Genomic DNA, 12,771 nt, shown 5'->3' on the forward strand with positions numbered 1-12,771 from the left:
GGTCGCTGCCGAGGCGAGCGCCACCGGGCGGCGGGCCGAACCGGCCAGCCAGGGGGCACCGTCCTGGAGACGACCGGCGTCGAGCATCGGCTTGTGGGTGGCCAGCACCGCCTCGCCGGCGGCGACCACGGGGGGCGCCGGGGGCACCGTCGGTGCGGGGACGACCCGCGCACCCGTCCAGGACATCAGCGGGTTGACCTCGTCGTAGAGCGCGGTGAGCGTCTCGATGCCCAGGTCCACGCCGAACTCGCGTGCCAGGCGGACCAGGACGTCACGGTCGGTCAGCGACCGCGCCGAGACGGCCTGACCGAAGGGACGCAGGCGACCCTCCCAGTTGAGGAAGGTGCCGTTCTTCTCCAGCGGCGGGGCCACCGGCAGCACCACGTCGGCGAGTTCGGTGACGGCGGAGGCGCGGACCTCGAGGGAGACCACGAACCCCGCCCGCTCGACGGCGGTGAGGAAGCGCGCCGGATCGTCGAAGTCGCGGGGGTCGACACCCCCGACGACGACGCCTGCGAGGGCGCCCTCGACACCGGCCCCGATGATCCCGTCGGCGGACAGGCCCGCCTCGGTCGGGACGCCGTCCCACCCGAGGGACCCACGTGCGCCCTCGTCCTCCAGGGGTCGCCCGAAGGGCAGCAATCCGGGCAGGAGGCCTGCCTCGACGGCCCCGCGTTCACCGGAGCGACGGGGGATCCACTGGAGCCGCGCGCCGGCCGCGTCGGCCAGGGCCGCCACAGCACTGAGCAGGCCCGGTGTGCGCGCTGCGCGCTCCCCGACCAGGATGACGCCTCCGGACAGCCGTCCGAGGAGGTCGGCGTGCTCGCCGGAGGGGGAGATCGCGGAGACGACCTCGGTCTCGGTCCCGGGAGCGGCGTGCAGCACCTCGGCGCCCATCTTGTGGGAGCCGGGCGTCGTGAACGGGGCGACGGTGGCGACCTTCACGCCTCCGGCGAGGACACCCTTGCGCAGGCGCAGGAACACGCTGCCGCACTCGTCCTCGGGCTCGAAGGCCACGAGTAGGACCTGCCCGGCGTCCTCGAGGTCGGAATAGGTCACGCCCAGTCCGGTGCCCGCCACACGGGAGGCCAGGAAGCCACGCTCCTCCTCCGACTCCGAGCGGGCGCGGGCGTCCACGGAGTCGGTGTGCAGCACGGTGCGCGCGAACTTCGACCAGGCCCAGGCGTCCTCGAAGGTGAGGCGCCCGCCGGGCAGCAGGCCGACGGTCCCCTGCGTGCGGGCCTCCTCGAGGCCGCGGTGCACGCGGTCCAGGGCGTCCGACCACGAGGTCGGCACCAGCACGCCGTCCTCACGGACCAGGGGCAGGTTGAGGCGGGACTCGCGGTCCCACTCGAAGGCGAAGCGGTCCTTGTCGGTGATCCACTCCTCGTTGACCTCGGGGTCGTTGCCGGCCATGCGGCGCACGACCTCCCCGTGGCGCACATCGATGCGCAGGGCGGACCCGGACGCGTCCTGCTCGGTGACCGAGGCCGTGGAGACGATGTCGAAGGGGCGGGAGCGGAAGCGGTAGGACGAGGCGGTGAGTGCACCCACCGGGCAGATCTGGATGATGTTGCCCGAGAAGTAGGAGGCGAATGCGCGCCCCGACTGGTCACGCCCCGACTCCGGCAGCTCGCCGGGGTCCATGGACCCGATGAGCCCGGCCTCACCGTAGGGGCCCGAGAGCTGCGTGGGACGCGGGCCGTCGGCCGAGACGTCGTGGAAGGCCAGCACCTGGGTGTCGAAGGAGCCGATCTGCTCGGGCATGAAGTAGTGGTCGTCCGTGGGGGCGGTGCCACCGCCGCGACCCTGGAGGTCGATGAAGGCGTCGCCCGCGATCTCCTTGCCGAAGCGCACGCAGCGCTGGCACAGGATGCAGCGGTCGCGGTCCAGCATGATCTGGCTGGTGAGGCGCAGCGGCTTGGGGTACGTGCGCTTCGCATCGGCGAAGCGGGACTTGCCCCGCCCCTCGGTCATCGCCTGGTTCTGCAGGGGGCACTCGCCACCCTTGTCGCAGATCGGGCAGTCCAGGGGGTGGTTGATGAGGAGGAACTCCATCACCCCGTGCTGGGCCTTCAAGGCCACCTCGGAGGTGTGCTGGGTGCGCACGACCATCCCGGGGGAGACCGTCTGGGCGCAGGAGGGCTGGGGCTTGGGCATGAACCGCAGTTCCCCGGTGCGCCGGTCGGGCATGCCGACCTCGACGAGGCACTGGCGGCACGCGGCAGCAGGCTTGAGCAGCGGGTGGTCGCAGAAGCGCGGGATGCGGATCCCCGCCTGCTCCGCGGCGCGGATGACGAGCGTCCCCTTCGGCACGCTCAGCTGCACGTCGTCGATGACGACGTCCACCAGGTCGGTGGCCTCGCTCATCGGACACCTCCTCGGGCGTAGTTGGCGCTCGCCTCGTAGGGGAACAGTTCCCGTGCGGGCGTCGTGAGTCCGGCCTCGAACTCGTCGCGGAACTTCTTGATCCCCGACATGATCGGGGTGGCCGCCGCGTCCCCGAGCGCGCAGAAGCTGCGCCCGAAGATGTTGTGGGCGATCTCGTCGAGCAGGTCGACGTCGCCGGGCAGGCCCTGACCCTTCTCGAGACGGAACATGATCTGCTTGAGCCAGTACGTGCCCTCGCGGCAGGGCGTGCACTTGCCGCAGGACTCGTGCTGGTAGAACTCCGTCCACCGCGCGATGACGCGGACCACGGAGGTCGTCTCGTCGAAGACCTGCAGCGCGCGCGTGGCCAGCATCGACCCGGCCGCCCCGACGGACTCGTAGTCCAGGGGGACGTCGAGGTCCTCCTCGGTGAACAGCGGGGTGGAGGACCCACCGGGCGTCCAGAACTTCAGGTGGTGGCCGTCGCGGACCCCGCCGGCGAGCTCGATGAGCTCACGCATCGTGATCCCGAAGGGCGCCTCGAACTGCCCGGGGTGGTTGACGTGCCCCGAGACGGAGAAGATGCCGTGGCCCTTGGACTTCTCGGTGCCCATCGACGCGTACCAGTCGACCGACTCGCGGAAGATGCCGGGCACCTGGCTGATGGACTCGACGTTGTTGATGACGGTGGGCCGGGCGTACAGGCCCTCGACGGCGGGGAAGGGGGGCTTGAGGCGGGGGTGCCCGCGGAAGCCCTCCAGGGAGTCGAGCAGCGCCGTCTCCTCACCGCAGATGTAGGCGCCGGCGCCGGCGTGGGCGGTGATCGTCAGGTCCCCGAGGAGACCAGCGGCCTCCGCCTCGGCGATGGCGGCCAGGAGACGCCGGTAGACGTGGACGACCTCGCCGCGCAGGTAGACGAACGCGTGGTGGCAGTTGATGGCACGCGAGGTGATGGCCATGCCCTCCACGAGGATGTGGGGGTTCGCCATGATGAGCGGCATGTCCTTGCAGGTCCCGGGCTCCGACTCGTCGCCGTTGACCACGAGGTAGCGCGGCAGGCCGTCGTCGGGGGGCAGGAAGGACCACTTGAGGCCGGTGGGGAAGCCCGCACCACCGCGTCCGCGCAGGCCCGAGGCCTTGACGGCCTCGGTGATCTCCGCGGGCTCCATGGTGTTGGCCTTCCTGAGCCCCTCGTACCCGCCGCGGGCGAGGTAGGACTCGAGGGTCCAGGAGCGGTCCTCGTCCCAGCCCCGCGTGACGATGGGGGTCAGGGTGGACGGTGCGCTGTAGGTGGTCACTTGTCCTCTCCCTCCGTGGCTGCGGCGCCCGCGGGGGCGTCGTCGGGCAGGGCGACGGGGGCGTGCCAGTCATTGGCCTCCGCGATGCGCAGGCCCAGCAGGGAGTTCTCCCCGGCGCTGGGCCCCTCGTCGGCGTGTCCGTCGGGGAAACCGGCGAGCACGTGCTCCACCTCCGTGAAGGGGTGGACCACCTCGGCCCCGCGCGTGGGGTGCAGGGGGCGCCCGGCCTCGATGTCGTCGACGAGGGCGACCGCGGACTCCGGCGTCTGGTTGTCGAAGAACTCCCAGTTCACCATGACCACGGGCGCGTAGTCGCAGGCGGCGTTGCACTCGATGCGTTCCAGGGTGATGTGCCCGGACTCGCTGGTCTCGTCGGTGCCGACGCCGACGTGCTCGGAGACGGCCTCCCAGATCTCGTCACCGCCCATCACCGCGCACAGCGCGTTGGTGCACACACCCACCAGGTACTCGCCGGTGGGGTGGCGCTTGTACTGGGTGTAGAAGGTGGCCACCGCCGAGACCTCGGCCCGCGTGAGCCCCAGCAGCTCCGCGCACAGCGCGATCCCGTCGGGGGAGACGAAACCGTCCTCAGACTGGACCAGGTGGAGCAGGGGCAGGAGCGCGGAGCGCTCGTGCCCGCTCGGGTAGCGTCCGATGACCTCCGCGGCCTCGGTGCGCAGTCGCGCCTCCACGTCAGGGGTGTAGCTCATCGGTCGACGCCTCCCAGGACAGGGTCGATGGTGGCCAGTGAGACGACGACGTCGGCCAACTGGCCGCCCTCGGTCATCATGGCCAGTGATTGCAGGTTCGCGAAGGAGGGGTCACGGAAGTGGGCCCGGTAGGGCCTCGTCCCGCCGTCGGAGACCAGGTGGACACCGAGCACGCCCTTCGCGTGCTCGAGGGCGACGTAGGTCTGCCCCGCCGGGACCCGGAAACCCTCGGTGACGAGCTTGAAGTGGTGGATGAGGGACTCCATGGACTCACCCATGATCTCCCCGATGTGCTCCAGGGAGTTGCCCTGCCCGTCACTGGCGACACTGAGCTGCGCGAGCCAGGCGATGCGGGGGTCGGCGACCATGACCGGCTCGCCGTCGGTGGCCTCGAGGCGCTCGAGCACCTGGTTGACGATGCGCAGCGACTGGTAGCACTCGTCGAAGCGGACCATCGTGCGGTTGTAGGCGTCGTTCGCGTCGTAGGTCGGGACGTCGAACTCGTAGGTCTCGTACCCGCAGTAGGGCTGCATCTTGCGCAGGTCCATCGGCACGCCCGCGGCCCGCAGGCCCGGGCCGGTGAACCCGAGGGCCATGGTGGCCGACAGCGGCAGGAAGCCGGCGCCGATGAAGCGCTTGCGGAAGATCGGGTTCTGGACGCACAGGTCCTGGAGCTCACCGATGTCACGGCGGATCTTGGGGAGCTTCTCCCGGATGTACTCGACCATCCCGGAGGGGAGGTCCTGGGCGACGCCGCCGGGGCGGATGAACGCGTGGTTCATGCGCAGCCCCGTGATGCGCTCGAAGATCCGCAGGATCTCCTCGCGCCCGCGGAAGGCGATGGTCATCATCGTCGTGGCACCGAGCTCGTTGCCGCCGGTGCCGATGGCGACGACGTGGGAGGCGATGCGGTTGAGCTCCATGAGGAGCACGCGGATCAGCGTGGCGCGTTCGGGGATGTCGTCGGTGATCCCCAGCAGGTTCTCCACACCGAGGCAGTAGCCGACCTCCTGGAAGAAGGGGGCCACGTAGTCCATGCGGGTGCAGAACGTGACGCCCTGGGTCCAGGTGCGGTACTCCATGTTCTTCTCGATGCCGGTGTGCAGGTACCCGGTGTCGACCCGGGTCTCGCGCACGAGCTCACCGTCCAGCTCGAGGACCAGGCGCAGCACGCCGTGGGTCGAGGGGTGCACGGGTCCCATGTTCAGGACGATGCGCTCCTGGGAGATCTTGTGGATCTCGTTGAGCACGTCCTCCCAGTCACCGCCCTGGGCGAGGACCTCGGGGACCTCGTCGACGTCGAGGGTCCCGGAGCCGGGTGCGGCGTGGAACCGGTAGGTCTGGTCAGTCATCAGTTGTACGACCTCCGCGTGTCGGCCGGGGGAACGGTGGCGCCCTTGTACTCGACGGGGATGCCACCCAGTGGGTAGTCCTTGCGCTGGGGGTGGCCGACCCAGTCATCGGGGAGCGCGGTGCGGGTGAGCGCAGGGTGGCCGTCGAAGACGATGCCGATGAGGTCCCAGGTCTCGCGCTCCTGCCAGTCGTTGGCGGGGTAGACCGCGACGACGGAGGGGATGTGGGGGTCCTCGTCCGGGCAGACGACCTCGAGGCGCAGGAGCCGGTTGTGCGTCACCGACATCAGCGCGTACACGGCGTGGAGCTCGCGGCCCTTGTCGGCGGGGTAGTGCACACCCGACACGCCCAGGCACAGCTCGAAGCGGAGGTCCTGGTCGTCACGCAGGTGACGGGTGACGGGCTCGATGTACTCGCGCACGATGAAGATCGTCAGCTCGCCGTGCTCGACGACGACCTTCTCGATGACGTCCCCGGGGTTCAGGCCGTCCTCGGTGAGGAGTTCCTCGAGGATGTCGACGACACCGTCGAACCACCCTCCGTAGGGTCGCGGTGACTCCCCCGGAAGGGAAGGTCTCCTGGAGGCCTCCGAAGCCGCTGGTGTCCCCCGCGTCGTGGACGCCGAAGCTGCCGTGGCGCACCGCGATGGGGTCGGGGAGCGCATGGGCGCGGGAGCCGCCCTCGTGGACGACGGAGCCGTCGCCCCGGCCGGGGACCTCGGTGAGGTCGTCACTCATGCGAGCAGTCCCTTCATCTGGTGGGTGGGCGTGGCGGCCAGCGCCGCCTGCTCGGCCTTGCGGGCGATCTCGCGGCGGTCGGCGCCCAGTGGTTCCTTCTCGATCTGCTCGCGCAGGGTGAGGATCGCGTGGATCAGGGCCTCCGGCCTCGGCGGGCAGCCGGGCAGGTAGACGTCGACGGGGACGATGTGGTCGCAGCCCTGGACGATCGCGTAGTTGTTGAACATGCCCCCCGAGGAGGCGCAGGCGCCCATCGAGATGACCCACTTGGGTTCGGGCATGGAGTCGTAGACGCGACGGATGATCGGCGCCATCTTCTGGGACACGCGGCCCGAGACGATCATGACGTCGGAGTGTCGCGGGGAGGCCCGGAAGACCTCCAGGCCGAAGCGTGACATGTCGAAGCGCGGGGTGCCGGCGGCCATCATCTCGATGGCGCAGCACGCCAGACCCATGGTGACGGGCCACTGGCTGTGCTTGCGTGCCAGGCCGAGCACCTTCTCCACGCTCGTCAGGGCGATGCCCGAGGGCAGCTGTTCCTCAAGTCCCATGTCGGTTCCTCCTCAGAAGTCCAGGCCGCCGCGACGCCACTCGTAGATGTAGGGCACCGTGATCAGGGCGATGAAGGTGAGCATGGCCACGAGCCCGAACAGCCCCAGCTGGTTGAAGCTGACGGCCCACGGGTACATGAACACGACCTCGATGTCGAAGATGATGAAGGTCATCGCCACGAGGTAGTAGCGCACCGGGAAGCGGCCCTGGGTGATGTCCTGGGTGGAGGGGTCGATCCCGCACTCGTAGTTCTGGGCCTTGACCCTGTTCTTCTTGGAGGGTCCCAGGATCGCCGACGCGCCCAGCCCGGCCAGCGCGAGGACGAGAGCGGCTGCCGCCATGATCAGCAGCGGGACGTAGGGATTGGTCATCGTTCCTCCAGGGAGGGTCGGGTCGGGGTGGGGCGGTCGGTGGGTGTCCGTGGTCTCATGCCTTGGGCACCACCTTGGCCAGCGTCGTGATGAGACGGTCGTCGGCGTCCCCGCCGTGACGTTCGAAACCGTCGGAGAGCAGCTTGTTCACCAGTTCCATCAGCCGGGGGCGACCCAGGCCGTAGTAGGTGCACAGGTGCATGATGCGCGGGTTCTCGATGAGGCGCACGAAGATGCGGCCCAGGGAGTAGTAGCCGCCGTACTCGGCGCGCAGCTGCTCGGGGTAGGCCGACATCGCCCGGTCCAGTCCCGCCTGCGAGGTCCGCGAGAGCCCCTGGGCGATGGCGCCGGCAGCGAGGCGACCGGCCTTCAGTGCCGGGGCGATGCCCTCCCCGTTGAAGGGGGAGACCATGCCGCCCGCGTCGCCGACGACCACGAGGCCCTCGATGTAGTGGGGCTTGCGGTTGAAGCTCATCGGCAGTGCCGCGCTGCGCAGGGGGCCCACCTGGTTGTCGGGGGTGAAGCCCCACTCGGGCGGCAGGTTCGCCGTCCACTGGGAGAAGACCCTGCGGTAGGGCATGTCGGTGGAACGGCCGTCGGAGGACACCGAGCCGAGTCCGACGTTGACCGTCCCGTCCCCCATGGGGAAGATCCAGCCGTATCCGGGCATGAGTTCCGAGCTGCCGGGCCTGCCGCTCCACAGCTCGAGGTGGGACTCCAGCCACTCGTCGTCGGAGCGGGGGGACCGGAAGTAGGTGCGAGCGGCGACCCCGAGGGGACGGTGCACGTTGCGCTCGATGCCCAGTGACGTGGCGAGCCGGGCGGAGACGCCTCCGGCCTCGACCACGAGCTTCGCGCGGGCGGTGACCTCCAGGGCGTTCGCCCCGCGCCCGAGCCGGGCGGTGACGCCGGTGACGCGGCCGTTGCCGTCGGTGAGGGGGCCGGTGACCGTGTAGCCCTCGTACAGCCGGGCGCCGGCGGACACGGCATGGCGGATGAGTTCGTGGTCCAGGTGCATGCGCGCCCGGGTGAGGCCGTAGCCGGGCAGGGACTTCTGGTCGGGCCACTCCATGTGCATGGTGTGCCCGCCGCCCAGGACCCGCAGGCCCCGGTTGTGCGTCCAGCCGGAGATGTCCATCCCCATGAGGACGAGTTCGTGGACGGCGGCGGGGGTGAGCCCGTCCCCGCAGATCTTGTCGCGGGGGAACTCGGCCTTCTCCAGGACGGCGACGTCGATCCCGAGGGCCGCGAGGTGGTAGGCCGTGGAGGCGCCGGCAGGGCCCGCACCGACGACGACGACGTCGGCGACGATGTCACGCGCCAGGTCGTCGCTCACTGCGTCTCCTCGGTTCCCTCGCTCGGGCGGCCTCTCGGTCGCGGATGTCCACACGGGACCCCGGACAGGGTCCCGGAGTCCGACACGAACACTATCCCCGTGAGTCCGTGACGCCCGACGGAGGGCCGTTGACGTGCACATTGGCGGGTTCTGGCCGGTCCGGGGGCAGGAGGACCTTCCCCAATTGCGCAAGGGACCGATGCCCTAATTGCCGCCTCCGGATCGGACCCGCTCGGTGTGCGCGACCCGGACCCCGAGGTCACTCCTCCGGCTTGGTCGCCCGGTGGAGGGCCACGATGCCCCCGGTGAGGTTGCGGTGGGCGACGTGCTCCCACCCGCACTCCGCGATCATGCGGGCGAGGGTCGTCTGGTCCGGCCAGGCGAGGATCGACTCCGCCAGGTAGTCGTAGGCGACGTCGTCGGAGCTGGCGAGGTGTGCGATGACCGGCATGACGTGGCGCAGGTGGAACCGGTAGAGGCTCCCGAAGGCGGCGTTGGTGGGGGTCGAGAACTCGCAGACGACGAGGCGACCACCCGGACGGGTCACCCGGGCCATCTCCCGCAGCGCCGCCTCGGTGTCCACGACGTTGCGCAGTCCGTAGGAGATCGTCACCGCGTCGAAGGAGGCGTCCGCGAAGGAGAGATCGGTGGCGTCCCCCTGGACGAACTCGATGTCGGGGTGGCGCTCCCGACCGACACGGATCATGCCCGTCGAGAGGTCGCAGGCGATGACCTCCGCACCCGAACGCGCCAGTGCCGCGGAGGAGGCGCCGGTCCCGGCGGCCAGGTCGAGGATCTTCTCCCCCGGACGCGCACCGACCGCCGAGCACATGGCCGTCTGCCAGACCTTGTCCATCCCGCCCGACATCAGGCGGTTCATGAGGTCGTAGCGGGAGGAGACCTCGTCGAACATGGAGGCGACGTCCTCCGGCTGCTTGTCGAGTTCCGCCCGGGTTCCGTGGTCCGCATCAGTCATGCCGACCATGATCCCACGTCCCCGGGGTCCCCACCCGACCTCGCCCGCCCTCCCGGACCCGGCGCGGGCCGGGTGCTCTGGATACCATGGCCCCATGTCCACTCCCCCGCAGGCCCAGCCCGCCACCCCCGACCTGCACGTGCGGGTCGTGGCACTTCCCGGTGACCATCCGGCAGCCGGGACCGCCCTCGTCGACCTCCTGCCCTCCCCCGCCGGTCCCCTGGCCTGGCTGGGCGACCGCGTGGGCATGGTGGGGTGGGGTGAGGCGCTGCGCATCGAGGTCCGCGGGCGCCACGCGATCCGCGAGGCGGCACGCGAGTGGGACTCCGCCCGCGCCCGGGCCGTGGTCGGTGCCCCCGAGGACGCCCCCGTCGTACCCGTCGCGCTGGGCTCCTTCGGATTTGCCTGGGAGACCCCCGGCTTCCTGGTGGTCCCCTCCCTCCTCGTCCTCGATGACGAGGGCGGACGGTGGATCGTCTCCACGGCGGCGGGCACCGAACCCCCCGACCCCTTGGAGGCCCTGGAGGCCGGACTGCGGGAACGCGGGGAGCATCCCGTCAGCGCACCCCGGGGACTGTGGACCGAGACCGGCAGGATGACCCAGACCCAGTGGATGGAGTCCGTGCGGCGACTGGTCTCCCGCCTGCGCACCGGGGCGGCCTCCAAGGTGGTCATGAGCCGCGACATGGTGGTCTCGGCCGCCGAGCCCATCGACGAGCGCCACCTCCTCGTCCGGCTCCACGGGCTCTACCCGACCACCTGGGCCTACGCGGTGGGAGGGCTCGTCGGGGCCTCCCCCGAGATGCTCGCCTCCATGAGTGCGGGCACGGTGTTCTCCCGGGTGCTGGCGGGCACTGCCGCCCGCGGCGAGGGCGCGGAACTGCTGTCCTCGATGAAGGACCGCACCGAACACCTGCTGGCCGTGGAGTCCGTGGCCAGGGCACTCTCCCCCATCGCCGACACGCTCGACGTCCCCACCGAGCCCCGGGTCATCGACCTGCCGAACGTCTCGCACCTGGCCACCGACGTCACCGCGACGCTCGGCGCCGCCAATGTCCTGGACGTCGTGGCCGCCCTGCACCCGACCGCCGCTGTGTGCGGGACCCCCACCAAGCTCGCCTTCGACCTCCTGGAGTCCTTCGAGTCCACGCGCCGGGGCCGGTACTCCGGGCCGGTGGGATGGATCGACGCCTCGGGTGAGGGCGAGTTCGCCATCGCCCTGCGCTGCGGGCAGGTCTCCGACGACCGTCGCTCGGTACGGGTGTTCGCCGGGGGTGGCATCATGCCCGACTCCGTGCCCGAGGTGGAGCTGGCCGAGACCCGCGCGAAGATGGCCCCAGTGCTGGAGGCCCTGGGCGTCTGAGTCCCGGCGGGTTGCCCTGCTGTCACGGCGGCGGGTGCGCGAACTTGCCGTCTCGTCGAGGACCCCACAGCGCCCCATCCGCCCCCGAAGCCCTGACCAGCGGAAACACTCACGCCGCTCCCCACCGGCAGGACCAGACCCCGACGAAACGGCAAGTTCCGACACGAACAGTGCGCGAACTTGCCGTCTCGTCGAGGGCCCCACAGGGCACCATCCGACCCCGAGCCCCTGACCTGCACAAACACCAACACCACTTCCCACCAGCAGGACCACACCCCGACGAAACGGCAAGTTCCGACACGAACAGTGCGCGAACTTGCCGTCCCGACGGTGGATCCGCGTTCTGCACGGAAGGGGGCGGGGTGCCCTCCCGGACACCCCGCCCCCACGGCCGGTCACCGACCGGCTCCCGTTCATTCAGTTCATGGAGCCGAGTGTGGCCTCGACCTTCTGGACCTTGCCGTCGCGGGCGAACTCGATGGTGACGGTGTCACCGCCCTTGTACCGGCGCACGTAGCCCGACAGGGACTTCGCGGAGGTCACCTGGTTGCCGTCGACGCTGAGGATGACGTCACCCTCCTTGATTCCCGCCTTGTCCGCCGCGCCGCCGGAGGTCACTGAGGCGACCTCCGCACCGACCCGTGTGGTGCCGTCCACCGTCGCGGTGCCCGACTGGATGGTCACGCCGAGGACCGCGTGGTCGACGGTCCCGGTGGAGATCAGCTGGTCGGTGACGGACTTGACGAGGTCGGAGGGGATCGCGAACCCGAGACCGATGGAGCCCGAGGAGTCACTCGAGCTCGACAGGGACGCGATGGAGGAGTTGATCCCGATCACCGCACCCGTGGAGTCGAAGAGCGGCCCGCCGGAGTTGCCGGGGTTGATCGAGGCGTCGACCTGGATGGCGTTGGTGATGACGGAGTCGGTCGTCGTGCTGCTCTGACCCTGTTGGGGCAGCTGCCCGAAGGGGTCATTGGGGTCGGTCTCCTGGGTCTCGGAGGTCGAGACCTCGACGGGTCGGTTCAGCGCGGAGACGACGCCGGTGGTCACCGTGTCGGACAGACCCAGCGGTGAACCGATCGCCATCACCGGCTGCCCGACGACCAGGTCGGCGGAGGAACCGAAGGTCGCCACCGTCAGGTGGCTCGGCGGGTTCTTGAGCTGGAGGACGGCCAGGTCGGTCGTCTGGTCGTAGCCGACCACGGAGGCGTCGTAGACGGTCCCGTCCGACAGGGAGACGGAGATCGTCCCGCTCGTCGTGGTCGAGGAGGTCTGCGAGGTCGAGCTCGAGGAGATGGCCGCGGAGACCACGTGGTAGTTCGTCACGATGTGGCCCGAGGCGTCGTAGACGACACCGGATCCGATGTCCGAGCTCGACGAGGACTCGACGGTGATGGTCACGGTGGCGGGCGAGACCGCCGCCGCGACGGCCTCCCAGTCCGGTGAGTCACCCGATGACTGGACCGGGGCGACCGTCTGGGCGCTCGTCTGGGTCGAGGAGGCGGAGCTGCTGGGCGTCGACGAGGCCCCCGTGGTCCCCCCGCCGATGGCCAGGGTCGTCCCCACCGCGAGCAGCGCGGTGATGACCATCGCGACGAGGAGGGCCAGCCAACCGGGGCCACGCCCCTTGCCGCGCCGGGTCCGGGTGGACGAGGGCGCCGCCGGTGCCGCTGTGGCGTACTGGGTGTAGGCGCCCGGGTCCCCG

The 12,771-nt window shown here is 70.4% G+C and carries 10 protein-coding genes and 1 pseudogene; 1 reads left to right on the forward strand and 10 read right to left on the reverse strand.

The features are described 5' to 3' along the window. From TA90_RS01970 to TA90_RS02010, 9 genes and pseudogenes are all read right to left on the reverse strand, one after another. Positions 1-2,370 (reverse strand): NADH-quinone oxidoreductase subunit G (locus TA90_RS01970; RefSeq protein WP_043534347.1); only part of this gene is annotated, 2,370 nt, incomplete at its 3' end. Continuing rightward, on the reverse strand, positions 2,367-3,668 hold the full coding sequence (gene nuoF / locus TA90_RS01975; RefSeq protein ID WP_043534348.1) for an NADH-quinone oxidoreductase subunit NuoF: 1,302 nt from the start codon (positions 3,666-3,668) through the stop codon (positions 2,367-2,369). The genes nuoF and TA90_RS01970, both read right to left, overlap by 4 nt. After that, positions 3,665-4,378 (reverse strand): NADH-quinone oxidoreductase subunit NuoE, encoded by a 714-nt coding sequence (nuoE, locus tag TA90_RS01980; protein WP_043534349.1) that lies wholly within the window; start codon positions 4,376-4,378, stop codon positions 3,665-3,667. Before nuoE ends, nuoF begins: the two co-directional genes overlap by 4 nt. Further along, positions 4,375-5,730 (reverse strand): NADH-quinone oxidoreductase subunit D, encoded by a 1,356-nt coding sequence (locus tag TA90_RS01985; protein ID WP_043534350.1) that lies wholly within the window; start codon positions 5,728-5,730, stop codon positions 4,375-4,377. Before TA90_RS01985 ends, nuoE begins: the two co-directional genes overlap by 4 nt. Next, positions 5,730-6,468 (reverse strand): annotated as a pseudogene (locus TA90_RS01990) (NADH-quinone oxidoreductase subunit C). Before TA90_RS01990 ends, TA90_RS01985 begins: the two are co-directional and overlap by 1 nt. Beyond that, a complete protein-coding gene (locus TA90_RS01995; RefSeq protein ID WP_043534351.1) occupies positions 6,465-7,019 on the reverse strand; it encodes an NADH-quinone oxidoreductase subunit B in 555 nt (184 codons plus the stop codon). The pseudogene TA90_RS01990 and the gene TA90_RS01995 overlap by 4 nt, the downstream one beginning before the upstream one ends. A 12-nt stretch (positions 7,020-7,031) precedes the next feature. Then, a complete protein-coding gene (locus tag TA90_RS02000) occupies positions 7,032-7,391 on the reverse strand; it encodes an NADH-quinone oxidoreductase subunit A (protein ID WP_043534352.1) in 360 nt (119 codons plus the stop codon). Positions 7,392-7,446: 55 nt separating this feature from the next. Continuing rightward, a complete protein-coding gene (locus TA90_RS02005; protein WP_043534353.1) occupies positions 7,447-8,727 on the reverse strand; it encodes a geranylgeranyl reductase family protein in 1,281 nt (426 codons plus the stop codon). Between the two features lie 259 nt (positions 8,728-8,986). After that, positions 8,987-9,703 carry a demethylmenaquinone methyltransferase gene (locus tag TA90_RS02010; RefSeq protein WP_043534355.1) on the reverse strand — a complete coding sequence of 239 codons (717 nt, stop codon included), beginning with the start codon at positions 9,701-9,703 and terminating at the stop codon, positions 8,987-8,989. 94 nt (positions 9,704-9,797) lie between these two features. On the opposite strand from TA90_RS02010, the gene TA90_RS02015 reads away from it, so the two are divergent. Further along, positions 9,798-11,066 (forward strand): isochorismate synthase, encoded by a 1,269-nt coding sequence (locus TA90_RS02015; protein WP_231550629.1) that lies wholly within the window; start codon positions 9,798-9,800, stop codon positions 11,064-11,066. Between the two features lie 417 nt (positions 11,067-11,483). Here the strand turns inward: TA90_RS02015 and TA90_RS02020 are convergent. Continuing rightward, positions 11,484-12,771, reverse strand: a 1,288-nt coding sequence (locus TA90_RS02020; protein WP_043534354.1) for a S1C family serine protease, incomplete at its 5' end; no start/stop codon positions are given.

The organism is Actinomyces polynesiensis (assembly GCF_000820725.1).
Taxonomy (GTDB): domain Bacteria; phylum Actinomycetota; class Actinomycetes; order Actinomycetales; family Actinomycetaceae; genus Pauljensenia; species Pauljensenia polynesiensis.